We start from the raw sequence: 16,091 nt of genomic DNA on the forward strand, positions 1-16,091 counted from the left end.
TATAGTTATATTTTTATATCACTTTATAGATATTTTTGGTATTTTATATAATGTCGATTCCTTTATTAGAACAAGCACACTCATCCAGCGAGTGTGCTTGTTTTGTTTTTCATACATAATAGACATTCATCTTATACAGTATATGAGCCTTGTTCTAGCCAACTATACATATATTGTCCATCTTCCATCTCATGTGCATGTTTTATCACGCGTAGCGGACGGAATGTATCAATCATAACAGCTAGTTCAATAGTTTCTTTTTTACCAAGACTTGCTTCTGTTTTTCCAGGGTGCGGGCCATGTGGGATTCCACTTGGATGAAGCGTGATAGACCCTTCCTCTACACCTTTTCTGCTCATAAAATTCCCTTCCACATAATAGAGCACTTCATCACTATTTACATTACTATGATAATACGGCGCTGGGATTGCTTCTGGATGATAATCATATAGACGCGGAACAAATGAACAAATGACAAAGTTATGCCCTTCAAATGTTTGGTGTACTGGTGGTGGCTGATGAATGCGCCCCGTAATAGGCTCAAAATCCTCAATATTAAATACCCATGGATATAAATGACCATCCCATCCAACAACATCTAACGGATGATGCTGTAAAACATGCTTATGCATATATCCTCTAGACTTTGTCATCACAACAAAGGTACCTTTTTCATCATACGTTTCTAACGTCTCTGGACCGCGAATATCACGTTCACAAAATGGACTATGTTCTAATAATTGTCCATACTCATTGCGATAATTACGCGGTGTGGTAATTTGACTATTTGCTTCAACAATGAGGAATTTCGATTCTCCAACTTCAGGGATTACACGGTAAATCGTACCGATTGGAATGATAATATAATCTCCTTTTTGATAATGAATCGTACCGAACATTGTCTCAATTTTCCCAGATCCATAATGAACAAATAGCATTTCATCTCCATCGCCATTGCGATAAAAATAGTCCATTTTCTCCGTCGGATTTACAACCCCGATTAGTAGATCTTCATTTCCTAACAGAAAATTCCTTCCGTTCACGGCATCTCCTGTTTTTCTATATTCTTTCGTACGAAAATGACGATGCGCTAACGCCACGTCTTCTTCATACTGCATATGACAAGACTGAGCTAAAGAAGCATGACCGACTTCAGTTGGCATGTAATGATGATACAAAATAGATTGCGTACCAGAAAAACCTTTCGTCCCCATTACTTGCTCACGATAGAGCGACCCGTCTTGTTTACGAAATTGTACATGTCGTTTACGAGGAAGTTCCCCCATGCGACGATAATACATGCTCATCCCCCGCTTTCTTTTCTGCTTTTACCGTATTACGCAATGTTCCTAAGCTAGTAATCTTTAACTCTACCACATCACCAGCTTTAAGCCATTTTTCTGTTCCAAGCTCTAAAATACAGCCACTTCCAACTGTACCAGAACCAAGTATATCTCCTGGGTACAACGTAACATCTTGGGATGCTCGTTCAATCATTTCAGCAAACGTATAATAGATATCTTGAAAATTACCTTTTGACCATTGTTCTCCATTAATATGAGCTGTCATTTCTAAATTATAACGATCATCGCTTCGATATACGTCTAACTCATCTTTCGTCACAATATACGGCCCAAGTGAGGTAGCAAAGTCTTTTCCTTTTGCTGGTCCAAGCCCAACCTTCATTTCATGCGCCTGTAAATCTCTAGCGCTCCAATCATTCATAATGCAGTAACCAAAAATATATTCATGAGCTTGTTCACGCGAGATATTTTTACCTTCTTTACCAATGACACAAGCAATCTCTAGCTCATAGTCAAGTTTCTTTGTTGCGCCCGGACACAAAATAGCTTCTTCCGGCCCAATAACAGCACGATGATTCGTAAAATAAAATACCGGAATATCATACCACTCTGGAACAACATCTAAACCACGGCGACCACGTGCTGTTTTTACATGTTGTTCAAATGCATAAAAATCACGAATGCTCCCTGGATTTGGTAAAGGTGCACAAAGCTGTACATCCGTAATATCATAAACACCGCTCGTTGGTGTGCCAATCTTACGAGCTATTTCCATATATTCATCTGATTTCTCTAAAAAAGAAATCATTGTAGAAGGAAGTACCCCTTCACTTGCTGTATGCATATCAATAACCTTGTCACCTTCAAGCCAACCAGCTCTCATTTCTTGTGAAGGAAGACGAAATGTAATAAACTTCATCGTTTTCTCTCCTCGCTTTGAAAGTAAAGCAGCGGGCGGAAGAAGTATCTCTCCTAACCGTTATCCCGCTCCAACGGACAGCATGATACCTATCTATTTACTGAGAAATCAAAGAAGATAGCTATCAATACGAGTCCGATTGATTCAACTAACTATCAATTTAGAACTGCTAAGTTTCACTTTACAGATTTCCTCGACGTGCCTGTTCTCTTTCAATCGATTCAAATAATGCTTTAAAGTTTCCTTCACCAAATCCTCTTGATCCTTTACGTTGAATAATCTCAATAAATAAAGTTGGACGATCCACAATTGGCTTTGTGAAAATTTGTAGTAAGTAGCCTTCCTCATCACGATCCACAAGGATTTTCAACTCTTTTAATTTTTCAATTTCCTCATCAATTTGACCAACACGTGCTGTTAATTCTTCATAATACGTATCTGGCGTATCTAAAAATTCCACGCCGTTTGCACGAAGCGCAGAAACAGTTTTTACAATATCATTTGTTAATAACGCAAGATGTTGTACGCCTGCTCCGTTATAGAACTCTAAATACTCTTGGATTTGTGATTTTCTTTTTCCTTCTGCTGGTTCATTGATTGGAAACTTAATACGACTTCCGTTTGTCATTACTTTCGACATTAAAGCAGAATATTCCGTACTAATATCATCATCGTCAAAATGAATCATTTGTTTAAAGCCCATTACATTTTCATAATAACTTACCCATTCTTCCATTTTTTCAACATTACCAACAACATGATCAACAGCAATTAGTCCTGTTTCTCCAAAAGGAGTAGTAGATTCTAGTGGTTCATATCCTGGCATAAACACACCTTTATAATTTTTACGCTCTACAAGCGTGTGAATTGTGTCACCATATGTGCCAATAACTGCCTTTTTAATTGTTCCATGTTCATCAGATAGCACTTCTGGCGGAGCAATTGCAACTGCACCGCGTTTTACAGCTTCTGCATATGCTTTCTCTACATCTTCTACAAGAAGTGCCACATCTTTTACACCATCGCCGTGCTGTTTCACGAACTCAGCAATGCGGCTATTCGTGTTTAAAGCACCTGACACAACAAAACGCATATTTTTTTGTACAAGTACGTACGATACTTTATCACGGTTTCCTGTTTCTAAACCGGAATATGCAGCTATACGGAAACCAAATGCTCTCGCAAGGTAATAGCTCGTTTGTTTTGCATTACCAACATAAAATTCTAAATGATCAACATCACGTACTGGAAAAAAATCCTCCATTTGTGCCGCTAAAGTGTCCATAGACTTTTGTTCCATACTTTCCTCATCTCCCTGTAATATAATTTTCCAATTATTTCCCTTAAAAGGACGCAAGCGCTTCCAAATATCAGTAAAAAATAAATTGCACCGCAATTATTTTTTGTCAATTTTAATTTTTCTATTTTTTCTGTCAAATACCTCCCTTTTTCTCACATAGAAAATTCGACTTTTTTCTGTTTTTCTCCTTATATTATATAAAGTGAAACTTCCATCAGTTCCTCTTTACTGATAACTCAACAAAAACACAAAGAGGGACTCCGTTTTTTCGAAGTCCCTCTTTTCATTCACGTTCAAATTTACACAAAATTTAAATTATACTAAAGCACTTGAAAGAAACATGATAAGTGCTGTTAATGCTGTTGCTACTCCTGCTGATCCTAGTAAATCCATTTTTGTTAATTGTAATACTTCTTTAGTTTCCATTATTCTCATTCTCCCTTTAATAGATTTCTATATGTAACTTGCATTTTGTAATAGTTTTCCGCTCTACTATGTACAAAAATTACTATGAATTATACTAAAACGCTTGAAAGAAATACGATAAGCGCTGTTAATGCTGTTGCCACTCCTGCTGATCCTAGTAAATCCATTTTTGTTAGTTGTAATACTTCTTTAGTTTCCATTATTCTTATTCTCCTTTTTATAGATTTCTATATATAATTTGCACTTTGTAATAGTTTTCCGCTCTACTATGTACAAAAATTACTATGAATTATACTAAAACGCTTGAAAGAAATACGATAAGCGCTGTTAATGTTGTTGCCACTCCTGCTGATCCTAGTAAATCCATTTTTGTTAATTGTAATACTTCTTTGTTTTCCATTATTCTCATTCTCCTTCTTACAAATATCTATATATAATTTCCAAGAAATAATTTATTTATAGTTTTTAACTTAATGTCATATTAAATCATATAATGTAACGTTTGTAACATTAATGTAACATAACTTTTTTATTTAAGCAATAGTTGGTATAAAATTATTATATTTTTTTCAACAAGTATAAAGCGTAGATAGACGATACCTCTCATATTTTGACCTTCTCAAATATATTAAGTGGTCAAAATAAATGAGTATATCTGTGTAACAACAATGTAACAGTTTCGATATAACATTTAATTTAGTATGATTAAAACAAAGAGGTGATCAGCTTGAAATTAATCGCACTTGATATGGATGGTACGCTCTTATCATCCAATCTAGAAATCTCCCAGGAAAATTTAGAGGCAATACGCAATGCTGAAGAAGCAGGACATATCGTTATGATTTGTTCTGGCAGAGCAAAAGAAGATATTCTAAAACTGCTCGAGCAATACCGCTTATCTCTTCCTTTAGGAGCTAGTAACGGAGCAGTGGTATATGCTGATGGAAAAGTAATTCATTCGCGCACTTTGCAAAAAGAAAAAGTATATGAAATTGCAAAACAGCTCGAAGCTGAGAAATTTCCGTATAAACTCTATACGAATAAGGGTGTATATGCACCGTATAATTGGAAAGAACAAGTAACAAAAGCTTTTCAATTAAACAAAGATTCCCTTGATGTTACAATTGAAGAAATTGAACGAATTTCCGAAAAGCAACTAAAGGCTAATTTAATTACAACTTTTCAAAGTATTGAAGATGTAGTATCCGACTCAACCATTGAAATTTCAAAATTTTTTATCCTTACATTCAACAAAGAGAAGCGTGTACAATTGCTACAATCTTTAGAGAAAGATGCAGCAATTATGGTGACAGCTTCCGCTCCAACAAACTTAGAAATTATGGACAAACATGGCCATAAAGGTAATGGATTACAAGAAATGGCAAAACATTTTCATATTCCTTTACAAGATACTGTTGCTATTGGAGATAACTTTAATGATGTACCTATGTTAAAAGTAGCAGGTTTATCAATTGCAATGGGAAATGCAGAACCTGACGTAAAACAACTATGTGACATTGTAACAGCAACAAACGATGAAAATGGCGTAGCTTATGCAATCGAGCAACACATTTTACAAAAAACACAACAAAGATAATAGAAAAGGAGAAACCATTAAATTGGTTTCTCCTTTTCTCATAATATATGTTTTTTACCAACATACAAGAATCCTACTTAAAAAATTATTCTATTATTGATAGATCCAGCATACGATAATAACAGTTTCTTAATAAAGGAGAGAAAACATGGACAAGTTATTCCTTGATGTTTTGAACTATATTTGTTTAATGCTCATTATATTAGGAGCATTACTCTTATTCCCGTTCTTCCCGACGTTTGTCCTCTTTTTAGTGTTTCTCTTCATGTTCGGGATTGCTATTATCATTTCACTTGGGTCATCGGAAGAACAACAAAAAGAAAGCAGAATTCAGCGTGCAAAGCTGTAAATTCTGCTTTCTTTTTTTCAATCATAACGTATTCTTGTTAAACCGATGAAAAAGAAGATACCAGCAAAAAGAAGTAACACTCCAATATATCCTGTTATATCTGCCAGTGCTCCTCCTCTAGCAATTAATTCTGTAAAGCCACGCATTGCCCATGTTTGCGGGACAAAGTTAGCAATCTTTTGCATAAACTCAGGTTCTATTTCAATTGGCCAATACAGCCCACTAATCATACAAGTTGAAACAATGACTATAAATACACACGGTCTAAAAAGCTGGCATACGCCAGCTTTTTAATTCTTTATATCCATACTATTCGCTAAATCCTCATATAATTTTGTTCTTAACAACTCTTTTCGCTCTTTTTCTTTATATAGTTTCTCCAACTCTACAACATTTTTAGTTTCAGCCATTTTGCATTCTAACTCGTATATACTTTGCTCCACATTCATAAGCTGCTCTTCCAAATTTATAATACTTTTATCTATAGATATTCGCTTTGACACAGGTACTACTTTTTCCTTTTGTACAACAGTTTGTTGTTCTTTTTCTCTGCTCTCTTGCCACTTTTCACGTGCCCAAGCATAATTCCCAGCAAACCCATACACTGTTTGATTATCAATCCAATACGTTTTCGCAAATAATTTATTTAAGAAATAACGGTCATGGGATACAGCCAGAATGGTTCCATTATACTGTTCAAGCGCTTCTTCTAATACTTCTCTCGATTCAATATCAAGGTGGTTTGTCGGTTCATCGAGTACAAGAAAATTAATATCTTGATGCATGAGCTGTGCTAATCGTAAACGCATTCGCTCGCCCCCGCTTAATTGATTCACCTTTTTAAATACAGCTGGTCCGTAGAATAGAAAGCGAGCAAGTATATGACGGGCTTCTCCTTCTGTTACTGCTACCTGTTCTCTGAACATTTCTAATATCGTTTGTTTGCTGTTAACGATCATATGTTGAGACAAGTAGCCGAGCTTTACTCCACTCCCAATACGAATTTCACCTATGTCTGGATTCATTTCTTGTAGTAATAAATGCAATAATGTTGTCTTTCCTGTACCGTTACGTCCAACAATCGCAACGCGCTCTTGAAAACGAACATGTACTTCTACACCTTGAAATAAGATACGTTCATCAAATTGCTTTCCGACTTCTTTCATAATAACAACATCTTTCCCGCTGCGTTCTTGTCCTTCAAACTGAAGCCCCATTTGCTTATGCTCTAAGACTGGCTTCTTCAATTTTTCCATCCGCTCTAGAGCACGTTCCATACTGCGGGCGCGTTTATGCAGTCCCTCATTAGGAGGATTCGCTTGGTTAGCCCACTCCCTAAGTCTTTTAATTGCCTCTTTCATTTTCTTTATTTTCTTTTGCTGCTCTTGATACGCTTGGAACTCTTGTAGCAACCTTTCTTCTTTCTCCTTTACAAACTGTGAATAATTCGTATGATACACGTACAATTCACCATCTTCTAAATCAAAAATCTTCGTTACGACTTCATCCAAGAAATAGCGATCATGTGAAATCACAACAACTGTCCCGTTATATTCCTTTAAAAATTGCTCGAGCCATTCCACAGCGAATAAATCTAAATGATTTGTCGGTTCGTCCAGAAGTAATAAGTCTGGCTTCTTAAGGAGCATATAAGCCAGGCTCACTTTCGTCTGTTCACCACCACTTAGCTCTATAAAACTTCGCGGAAATAATTCTGTTATTTGCAGTCCATTAGCCACCTTCATGATATTCGCTTCGATTTCATAACCACCTAGAAAAGAAAACTGCTCCTGTATTTCTCCGTACTCCGTCATCATTTTTTCCGTAACGCTCGCCTCATGTTCTTCTGCCATCTTCTGTTCGAGTTCACGCATTTTCCTTTCTAATGCTTGCTCTTTCGCAAATGCAGAACTTAATACATCATATACGGTCACCCCTTCAGTAAATTTCGGAATTTGGGCAACATGACCGATACGCGTACCTTTCTTCATATGAATAGCACCGCCATCCACATGTTCGATTCCTGTTAACAGTTGAAAAATTGTTGTTTTCCCACTGCCGTTACGACCAACTAAACCAATTCGGTCGCCTTCCTTTATTTCAAACGATATATTTTCAAATATTGTATTTCCACCAAATGTCTTCGCTATATTATTTACACTACAAATCATCATCTTTTCCGTACTCCTTTCAACGTAAAAAGCCATGAGTAAGAGAGCCTTACCCACGGCTTTTATTTCAAAATAGAAAAAGGAACCAGTGTAGTTCCCTTTTCACACGTTTCTATAAAATGGGTGAAGAGACCTCTATCGTTCAATAGTTATTATGAAATTGCTAAAAAAGGGCATACGTATCCCGTTAGCAACTACACGATGAAAAATTGCACGACAAATGTAGATAAAATCTAAAAATTGCGTGCGCATAACTATAGAACGATTCATCTCTTTCACCTCTTTCGTACGGAGTTTTATACTTACCTTTTCATTATACTCTCCTAAAATACGTTTGGATAGTCATTTTTCTGAAAATAATGTAAATAGAAATATTCGCACATATAAGACAGCTGGTCCGCAGCAGACAGAAACATCGTAAAAATACTCTTAGCAGTATTGGTGAATGGCAAGCTGTGGCTCAAAAATAAAAGAATGGATAAAAGGAGGAATAGAACATGATGGATATTGTAAAAGTTGTCATTCAAATTTTAGTTGACGCAAAGCCAATCGTTGACAAAATTAACAAATCCTAAAAGGGAGATCAATATGAAGAAAGCCATAATGATGATTGTAAGTAGTGTTGTTATCTTCCATCGTGTGAACCATGAAATAAACAAAACAAAGACGAGATACCTTGAAGCGCTCAGGATATCTCGTCTTTATTTTGTTCTATTACAAATTGCTGTTGTACAATTTTTTTATAATATGAATAGTTCCTCATGCGTACCTACACCAGTAATGCTCCCACCCTCTAACACAAGAATTTGATTTGCTTGCAATACGCCATATATCTCGAAATGATACGTTTTTTCTTCCGTATGATGACTCTTCTTCTAATTATTTATTCATTTTGTTATAAAGGATTTAGAATGACTTTTCACGAATATATATCGGTTGGAGTATGACAAACAGGGGGGAGAAAAATGGAGACTCAACAACAGCTATTCTTTTTAAATCATATTGGACAACAAAAACCTGAAAGCATCCAGAATAAAGAAGCAGCTTGCCCATTTTGTGATCAAACACAACTGAGCAATATTTTAGAAACGGATGAAACAATTATTTGGCTAAAAAATAAATATCCGACATTACAAGACACATTACAAACAGTCATTATCGAAACTAATAATTGTAATGATCATATTGCAACCTATACACAAAAACATATGCGAAAGCTTATCCGATTTTCAGTTAAGCACTGGTTATCGTTAGAAGAAAGCGAAAAATTCCAATCTGTCATTTTATATAAAAACCATGGACCACTATCAGGGGGAACAATCCACCATGCACATATGCAAATTATCGGTATGGAACATGTCGACTATCGACAAAATGTAAGAACCGAACATGTCAAAGGAATCATTGTAAACAAAGAACACGGAATCGAGTTGAATATTTCTACTCATCCAATTATCGGTTTTACAGAGTTTAATATTATAATAGAAAATACGAATCTAATTGATATGATGGCAGACTATATTCAAAAAACGGTACGCTACGTATTACACGATTTTCATAAACGGTGTAATAGTTATAACATGTTCTTTTATAGCTTAGATGGAAAAATTATATGTAAAATTGTTCCCCGATTTGTCGTTTCACCACTATACGTTGGATATAACATCCCTCAAGTTTCTACACAATTACAGGGAGTAAAAGAACAGTTAAGGACATATTTTACAGAAAAATAGAGTAGGTCATCATATAACCTACTCTTTCATAACACCTATATTTTTATAATACACATTCTCTAACCCGATATTGTAATTCATATTTTTATCCGTCCACTCCGTTCCAAGGTTACCAGGCCAGCCGGATGTGTTCGCTATATATTTTAGTAACTCAAATTCTGTTAAACCTTTTTGTACACCTCTTTTATACCCTTTTGCCAAATGAGGCATGGCAATTTGAGCATTTGTTCGCGGATCTTTTAATTGCTCATCCGTTACATTCTCAGGAGCAATTCCACCACCGCGATGCAATTGAAATAGCCCAAATGATGTTCCATGATCTCCAACGGCCCTTGGATTTAGACGACTCTCATGCTCGGCAATTGTAAGAGGTATCCATTCTGGAAGATTATATTTCTCAGCCTCTTCGCTAATAATTTGTTTCATCTGTTTTGCTTCTTCTGAATCAACATAACTTGTTGAATTTATAACTCTGTCCATTCCTTCTGATTCGCCCCGAAAAAACGTATATATTCCCACTACAATTAAGAACCCTACAAAGAACTTCTTCACGTACCTTACCTCTTCTTTCGCTGAAATTTGTCGCCTTTCAGCCTTACACATATACAATTGCTTCATTTCTATCATACCAAGAATATTCCACACCGCCACCCTTCTTAAGTCTGATTTTGTGATGCAGAAGATATTAAACATACATGAAAATGTAACATTTCTCTATCAATCATTGAAACCAACTTAAATCACATACCATTTATAAAATTACACTCACTATTTTTCTATAAATTACAATTTCACTCAATATAAAGTGAAACTTCCATCAGTGGGGGTTAGTTGAACCAATCGGGCTTTTACGGGCCGTTATCCCCACCTATCTTCTTCGCTTCTCTCTCAATCTTGAGGTGGGGTCTTACTGCCCGTTAATGCGGGATCAACATGGTCTTCATGTGAATAAACCATTTACTGGAGATAATTCTGTAGATTTATTGAAAAAATACGGATTTTTTATCATTATCGGATGTATAGCTCTTATCTTCTGTTTATTAATCAGGCGTGCCAAAAGATTTAAGTAATAGAAAAGATTCAGGGAAACCCTGAATCTTTTCTATTATATTTTATAAAACTGAACTGTGTTTTTATAAATAGTTTCCGCTGTATCTTCAAGTGATAGTCCTTTTATTTCACTCATACTCTTTAACACTTGTAAAATCATATATGGATGTGTCATTTCATCATTAAATTTCCAAGGTCCATCCGTTTCTACCATAAGATGCGATAACGGATAAAAAGCAGCAATATCCTTGATTTTTTCTTTATATACAATATCAGGTGTAATAGAGATGTAATACCCATTCCCTATCATTCTCTCCATCGTTTGTTGACTCCCCTTAAACCAATGAAAGTGAGCTCGGCGTATTTGATAAGATTCAAGTAAATCACAAACAACTTCTGCGTCATCATATACAGCGTGCAGTACAATTGGCAAATCATATTTTTGAGCCAAGTATACGAATCTTTCTAGTATTTCAATATATGGTTTCAACCACAACTTGGGATTCTCTTGCCGTAAATAATAAGGCAAACCAACTTCTCCAATCGCAACAATGTGATGTGCTTCTTTTTCAATCAGTTGATAAATTTTTTCGCACTGTTCAAAATCAATGTCTTGCTCGGGATGAAATCCAAGTGCTGGATATATAGACGGATAATTCTTCGCTAGCTCCAACGTTCGTTGACAAGAATGATAATTCATCGACACAGCAATCATTCCTGCTATTTCCTTCACCTTTTGTATATCTTCAATTAACTGTAATTGCTCTTCTTTTTTATATTGATCCAAATGTATATGACTATCAATCCATCTCACTTCTATCACCTCTTTCTTTCATTGTAATATGACTTTCTAAAATGTATATAAAATAAAAAAACAAGAAGGCTCTCCTTCTTGTTCGTCTATTTATTAAACAATTAAATTTGTAACCACGGCAAAAATTCCAATACATAAGATTGCGACACCAAAATAACTAAGACACTCTACAAATGGAAATTTAACCATTTCTTCTTTTTGCATCCCACTTGTCTCCCTTCTATAATCTCCCTAACTTCTATGTCTATTTGTATTATGAGCGAAATATGACAAAAGTGCCATCGAATTTGCTTACTTTAATCTTACATTTTTGTAAGGTTTAAAAAAATAGCCACATCTCTTTTAAGATGCGGCTTACAGTTGGTTGGTTGTTAATCCTTTTCATCACATTATTAATTTAGACAGAAAGATATATTTCGTTCTTTCTACTTTTATTATAGGTGATACTACTCATTACAACTATCGAGTTACATTACAGGTACCTTACAAAAATGTAATCCTGCTGTAAGCTAATTCGATAGTTATAACTCCTCCCATTTTATACAATTAATTCAGAAACAGGGCAGTAACAAATTTGATTACGTTCTCTTCTTACAGCATTCATTTATACTGCCGCAATGAATCTTATATAATTTTGTGTCCCCTTTCCCCTTATATAGATAGAATTGAAAAGACGACCATCTATGCCAAGTCGTCTTTTCCTATTTCCATTATGCTTTTTTATCTTCTTTCAGCGTTTCTTTTAACTGTGCAAACGTCTCATTTAATTTTTCTGTCATCAGTTGCATCACTTCTTTACGATCCATCTGCTTTGACTGCTCTACTTGAATTGGATCACCAAAAATTAATTGTGCTCTCTTTCCACGAAACAATTCTTTTAAATTGCTAGGTCCAACATATGCAGCTGGAACTAATGGAACATTAGAACGAAGTGCAATTGTAACTGCTCCAGCTTTCAATGAAGTAGCTTCCGCTGTCCTTGTGCCACTCGGAAAAATCCCAACAACTTTTCCTTCTTTTAATAATCTAGATGGAATTTTCAGCGTACTCGGCCCTGGATTTTCTCGATCAACCGGGAAGGCATTTACATTCTTAAAAAACCAATTCCCAAATTTACTTTGAAACAATTCTTTTTTCGCCATGTAATAAATTTTTGTTGGTAACATTCCCGTTGCTAACATTACAACATCCATCCAGCTTGTATGTGTACAAGCTACAACATATGCACCGCTTTGCGGTAATTTTTCTTTTCCATATACCTCTACTTTTCCAAATGTTTTAAATATATATTTCAACAGCCTTGTAATGAATGTATACATTCGATCTGTTCCTTTCTACAATTCAATTTTTTATAACTGTATTTACGTTTAATTATAACACTAAGTATTAATAGTTAGTAATAAAAATAAGTGACAATTTTTAAAATATTATTCTTACAAAAACTATAGTCCTACCGTAAGCTAATTCGTCAATAACTTCTCCTCATATTACGTTGGACTTATAAGCGGTGCAGCTCTTCTTTCGACAATTGTGTGTACTTGTACATGTTCTATAGGTTCCCTGTTCCCCTCTATATAAAGTGAAACTTCCATCAGTGGGGGTTTTTTCATTCCCCACTGATGGTTAGTTGAACCAATCGGGCTTTTACGGGCAGTTAGCCCCCACCTATCTTCCTCGCTTCTCTCTCAATCTTGAGGTGGGGGTCTTACTGCCCGTTAATAACGGGATAAATGAAAAGGGCTGCTTGTCATCATACAAGCAGCTCTTTTTAATTTGTTTCATACATAATTTTACCTGTTTTACTTATATCATAACCACCGATAGCACGCAGTTCATTTTGAAATTCATGAGACTGTAATACTTCTTTTACTGTTTCAATCAACGCAGTATTTTCTTCTGTTTTTAAAATCACTAAATCATAGCGCTCTTGTATAAGTGGAACAAAATCTATATTTACAATTTGTGCTACCTTTTCTGCTCCTATCCCTACATCAGCTTTTCTATTTGCTACTTGAGAAGCAACGCCAATATGGTTTGACTCTTCCCAGTCATACCCAACAATACTCTTTTTGGATATTCCATTTATACGCAATTGTTCATCAACAAGAACACGAATACCAGATCCTCGTTCCCTATTTACAAATTGAATGGATGCATCACATAAATCATGCAATGTCTTTATACGTTTCGGATTTCCTTTTTGCACATAAAAACCGGATGTTCTTGATAATAAATTAATAACAATACAAGGTTTTCCAACTAAAATTCGTTTCACATACGGAATGTTGTATTCTCCTGTATCCCCATCGAACAAATGGAGACTCACAATATCTCCTTTTCCTTGATACATTTGAATCAAACTTGTTAAGCTCCCTTGATATGCCCTTAATATATTCGGAGCTTTCAAATGACTTTCTAGATGTTTCGTTAACATATCTAGAGATAAATCTTGTCCGCTAATAATACAAGAATCGGATTTGTTTGTTTGATTTATTACCTGTATAGATGATGAATCAGCTTGTATCTTCCCTGTTTTCATCTCTGTAATATATCTCTCTAAATCACTTGCATCAATACGCATTTGCCGGCCAACTCGATAAGAGGGCAAATCACCTTTTTTAATCAAATCATACACTGTTAATTTCGATACTTTTAATCGTTTCGCTACTTCTTCTGTTGTGTAGGAATGATGATCCATAAGCCGATTCCTCGCTTTCTGCCTTTATTGTAACAAAAATAACAGTTTTTCTTCTATTTATTTTCACTATTGTGAGAAAAATCACAACACATCTAATTATAACTATTTATAATTAGATATAATTAGTTATAATTGGAATGGGATGAAAGAAAGGAGAAATAAAGATGAACAAGCGCATATTCCGTTCTATTTGCAGTATTTTATTCGCGCTACTTCTCGTAATAAGTACGGGATGTACAAACACAAATAAACAAGAAAAAACAACTACTAAAGAAGAAAACATTGAACTTACCATTTCTGCTGCAGCTAGTTTACAAGACGCACTAAAAGACATTCAAACACAATATGAAAAGAAAGAACCAAATGTAAAACTGTCATTTAACTTTGGAAGTTCTGGCGCTCTTCAGCAACAAATTGAACAAGGAGCTCCTGCCGATCTATTTTTCTCGGCCGCAGAAGATAAATTCGAAACGCTTGTAAGCAAAGGAATCATTGATCAAAACGAAGGAAAAAACCTACTCGGCAATGAGTTAGTATTAATTGTTCCAAAAGATAGTAACATAAAAGATTTTCAAGCATTAAAAGAAGATCAAGTGAAGAAAATTGCATTAGGTACACCTGAATCTGTTCCGGCAGGTAAATACGCAAAAGATGCTCTTACTCATTTAAACCTTTGGAACGATCTCCAAAATAAAATAGTATACACAAAAGACGTACGCCAAGTATTAACATACGTAGAAACAGGAAGCGTTGATGCAGGGATTGTTTATAAAACAGATGCCCTTATTTCTAAAAAAGTAAAAATTGCTAACACAGCACCAACAAATTCACACGAACCCATCCACTATCCACTAGGCATTATAAAAGCAACGAAACATAAAAAAGAAGCAACTGCTTTTTATGAATATTTACAGTCTAAAGAAGCTCTAGCGATCTTTAAAAAATATGGTTTTACAGTGCTGCAATAGTCATTATGGTATTTGATGCATTTTGGTCACCTATCATTCTTTCACTAAAAGTTGCTGCACTTGCTACTATAATCGTGATGGTGTTCGGAACGATAATTGGACGTGTTTTAGCTCGTTCGTCAAAGCGCTATAAAATTTTATTAGAAACAGTTTTTCTATTGCCAATGGTACTCCCGCCTACTGTAATTGGATTTTTTCTTATTATTATCTTTGGAAAAAACAGTCCAATTGGTCAATGGATAGAAGCTTTGTTTCAACAATCTATTATGTTCACATCTTGGGCTGCTGTTATCGCTTCAACTGTGGTTGCATTTCCACTTATGTATCAATCAGCAAAAACAGGGTTTATGATTGCTAATGAACAAATTGAAGATGGAGCCAGAGACCTCGGAGCAAATGAAATACAAGTGTTCTTACATGTAACATTACCACTTGCTTTCCCTTCTCTACTTAGCGGAATGATTTTAAGTTTCGTACGTGCTCTAGGAGAATTTGGTGCAACACTTATGTTTGCCGGAAACATCCCCGGTAAAACACAAACGATTCCAACGGCTATTTATATGGCAATTGACGGAAGCAATATGTCACTTGCATGGGCACTTGTTCTCACAACTGTCGGTATGTCACTTATCTTTTTGTTGCTCATTCAACTTATAAACAAAAGAATAACATCTTCGTAACAGCAGCTTTCGACAAAGCTGCTCTTTTTTGATTATTTCCCGCGAAATGAGATGAAAATACGATTTCCTTGTAGAATTATAG

The 16,091-nt window shown here is 35.3% G+C and carries 16 protein-coding genes and 2 pseudogenes; 5 read left to right on the forward strand and 13 right to left on the reverse strand.

What is annotated here, in order from left to right; translation table 11 throughout:
• Positions 1–131: 131 nt before the first annotated feature.
• The 6 genes from LRP84_RS15325 to LRP84_RS15350 all read right to left on the reverse strand — a co-directional run bounded on the left by LRP84_RS15325 (position 132) and on the right by LRP84_RS15350 (position 4,349).
• The gene (locus LRP84_RS15325) at positions 132–1,307 is read right to left on the reverse strand and encodes a homogentisate 1,2-dioxygenase (RefSeq protein ID WP_230575877.1); all 1,176 of its coding nucleotides are present in this window, start codon (positions 1,305–1,307) and stop codon (positions 132–134) included.
• Positions 1,267–2,223 carry a fumarylacetoacetate hydrolase family protein gene (locus tag LRP84_RS15330; RefSeq protein ID WP_230575878.1) on the reverse strand — a complete coding sequence of 319 codons (957 nt, stop codon included), beginning with the start codon at positions 2,221–2,223 and terminating at the stop codon, positions 1,267–1,269. Before LRP84_RS15330 ends, LRP84_RS15325 begins: the two co-directional genes overlap by 41 nt.
• A gap of 181 nt (positions 2,224–2,404) precedes the next feature.
• Positions 2,405–3,523 (reverse strand): 4-hydroxyphenylpyruvate dioxygenase, encoded by a 1,119-nt coding sequence (gene hppD / locus LRP84_RS15335; protein WP_230575879.1) that lies wholly within the window; start codon positions 3,521–3,523, stop codon positions 2,405–2,407.
• Positions 3,524–3,838: 315 nt separating this feature from the next.
• A complete protein-coding gene (locus tag LRP84_RS15340; RefSeq protein WP_141525038.1) occupies positions 3,839–3,949 on the reverse strand; it encodes a DUF3948 family protein in 111 nt (36 codons plus the stop codon).
• Between the two features lie 89 nt (positions 3,950–4,038).
• Entirely contained in the window at positions 4,039–4,149 is a 111-nt protein-coding gene (locus tag LRP84_RS15345; protein WP_098309290.1) for a DUF3948 family protein, read from the reverse strand.
• 89 nt (positions 4,150–4,238) lie between these two features.
• Positions 4,239–4,349: a DUF3948 family protein gene (locus LRP84_RS15350; protein WP_230575880.1), complete on the reverse strand. Its 111-nt coding sequence runs from the start codon at positions 4,347–4,349 to the stop codon at positions 4,239–4,241.
• Positions 4,350–4,676: 327 nt separating this feature from the next.
• Between LRP84_RS15350 and LRP84_RS15355 the strand changes: the two genes are divergently transcribed.
• Complete coding sequence (locus tag LRP84_RS15355) at positions 4,677–5,546, forward strand: Cof-type HAD-IIB family hydrolase (protein ID WP_367890493.1); 870 nt, start codon at positions 4,677–4,679, stop codon at positions 5,544–5,546.
• Positions 5,547–5,694: 148 nt separating this feature from the next.
• A complete protein-coding gene (locus LRP84_RS15360; RefSeq protein ID WP_230575881.1) occupies positions 5,695–5,895 on the forward strand; it encodes a hypothetical protein in 201 nt (66 codons plus the stop codon).
• A 17-nt stretch (positions 5,896–5,912) separates the two neighbouring features.
• Here LRP84_RS15360 and LRP84_RS15365 read toward each other — a convergent pair.
• The 3 genes and pseudogenes from LRP84_RS15365 to LRP84_RS22485 form a co-directional block, all read right to left on the reverse strand.
• Positions 5,913–6,146 (reverse strand): annotated as a pseudogene (locus tag LRP84_RS15365) (ABC transporter permease); the annotation flags it as partial.
• A gap of 39 nt (positions 6,147–6,185) precedes the next feature.
• Positions 6,186–8,069, reverse strand: coding sequence for a ribosomal protection-like ABC-F family protein (gene abc-f, locus LRP84_RS15370; RefSeq protein WP_230575882.1), 1,884 nt, complete (start codon positions 8,067–8,069; stop codon positions 6,186–6,188).
• 132 nt (positions 8,070–8,201) lie between these two features.
• Complete coding sequence (locus tag LRP84_RS22485) at positions 8,202–8,336, reverse strand: RAxF-45 family protein (RefSeq protein ID WP_090917231.1); 135 nt, start codon at positions 8,334–8,336, stop codon at positions 8,202–8,204.
• A 695-nt stretch (positions 8,337–9,031) separates the two neighbouring features.
• On the opposite strand from LRP84_RS22485, the gene LRP84_RS15375 reads away from it, so the two are divergent.
• Complete coding sequence (locus LRP84_RS15375; protein ID WP_230575883.1) at positions 9,032–9,799, forward strand: DUF4931 domain-containing protein; 768 nt, start codon at positions 9,032–9,034, stop codon at positions 9,797–9,799.
• An 18-nt stretch (positions 9,800–9,817) separates the two neighbouring features.
• Here the strand turns inward: LRP84_RS15375 and LRP84_RS15380 are convergent, their stop codons facing one another.
• The 4 genes and pseudogenes from LRP84_RS15380 to LRP84_RS15395 form a co-directional block, all read right to left on the reverse strand.
• Positions 9,818–10,351 carry a transglycosylase SLT domain-containing protein gene (locus tag LRP84_RS15380; RefSeq protein WP_230575923.1) on the reverse strand — a complete coding sequence of 178 codons (534 nt, stop codon included), beginning with the start codon at positions 10,349–10,351 and terminating at the stop codon, positions 9,818–9,820.
• 553 nt (positions 10,352–10,904) lie between these two features.
• Entirely contained in the window at positions 10,905–11,663 is a 759-nt protein-coding gene (locus LRP84_RS15385; RefSeq protein ID WP_230575884.1) for a TatD family hydrolase, read from the reverse strand.
• A gap of 710 nt (positions 11,664–12,373) precedes the next feature.
• Positions 12,374–12,982 (reverse strand): lysophospholipid acyltransferase family protein, encoded by a 609-nt coding sequence (locus tag LRP84_RS15390; protein WP_230575885.1) that lies wholly within the window; start codon positions 12,980–12,982, stop codon positions 12,374–12,376.
• Between the two features lie 449 nt (positions 12,983–13,431).
• Positions 13,432–14,389, reverse strand: a pseudogene (locus LRP84_RS15395) (helix-turn-helix transcriptional regulator).
• A 136-nt stretch (positions 14,390–14,525) separates the two neighbouring features.
• Here LRP84_RS15395 and modA point away from each other — a divergent pair.
• Complete coding sequence (modA, locus tag LRP84_RS15400; protein WP_230575887.1) at positions 14,526–15,329, forward strand: molybdate ABC transporter substrate-binding protein; 804 nt, start codon at positions 14,526–14,528, stop codon at positions 15,327–15,329.
• A gap of 5 nt (positions 15,330–15,334) precedes the next feature.
• A complete protein-coding gene (gene modB / locus LRP84_RS15405; protein ID WP_230575888.1) occupies positions 15,335–16,009 on the forward strand; it encodes a molybdate ABC transporter permease subunit in 675 nt (224 codons plus the stop codon).
• Positions 16,010–16,091: the final 82 nt, after the last annotated feature.

Source organism: Bacillus rhizoplanae (assembly GCF_917563915.1).
Lineage (GTDB): Bacteria > Bacillota > Bacilli > Bacillales > Bacillaceae_G > Bacillus_A > Bacillus_A rhizoplanae.

Coding starts and splice junctions, on each gene's coding strand:
- modB (WP_230575888.1), top strand. CDS start 15,335: ATGGTATTTGATGCATTTTGGTCACCTATCATTCTTTCACTAAAAGTT.
- LRP84_RS15390 (WP_230575885.1), bottom strand. CDS start 12,982: ATGTATACATTCATTACAAGGCTGTTGAAATATATATTTAAAACATTT.
- LRP84_RS15350 (WP_230575880.1), bottom strand. CDS start 4,349: ATGGAAAACAAAGAAGTATTACAATTAACAAAAATGGATTTACTAGGA.
- LRP84_RS22485 (WP_090917231.1), bottom strand. CDS start 8,336: ATGAATCGTTCTATAGTTATGCGCACGCAATTTTTAGATTTTATCTAC.
- modA (WP_230575887.1), top strand. CDS start 14,526: ATGAACAAGCGCATATTCCGTTCTATTTGCAGTATTTTATTCGCGCTA.
- LRP84_RS15325 (WP_230575877.1), bottom strand. CDS start 1,307: ATGAGCATGTATTATCGTCGCATGGGGGAACTTCCTCGTAAACGACAT.
- abc-f (WP_230575882.1), bottom strand. CDS start 8,069: ATGATGATTTGTAGTGTAAATAATATAGCGAAGACATTTGGTGGAAAT.
- LRP84_RS15345 (WP_098309290.1), bottom strand. CDS start 4,149: ATGGAAACTAAAGAAGTATTACAACTAACAAAAATGGATTTACTAGGA.
- hppD (WP_230575879.1), bottom strand. CDS start 3,523: ATGGAACAAAAGTCTATGGACACTTTAGCGGCACAAATGGAGGATTTT.
- LRP84_RS15330 (WP_230575878.1), bottom strand. CDS start 2,223: ATGAAGTTTATTACATTTCGTCTTCCTTCACAAGAAATGAGAGCTGGT.
- LRP84_RS15375 (WP_230575883.1), top strand. CDS start 9,032: ATGGAGACTCAACAACAGCTATTCTTTTTAAATCATATTGGACAACAA.
- LRP84_RS15360 (WP_230575881.1), top strand. CDS start 5,695: ATGGACAAGTTATTCCTTGATGTTTTGAACTATATTTGTTTAATGCTC.
- LRP84_RS15340 (WP_141525038.1), bottom strand. CDS start 3,949: ATGGAAACTAAAGAAGTATTACAATTAACAAAAATGGATTTACTAGGA.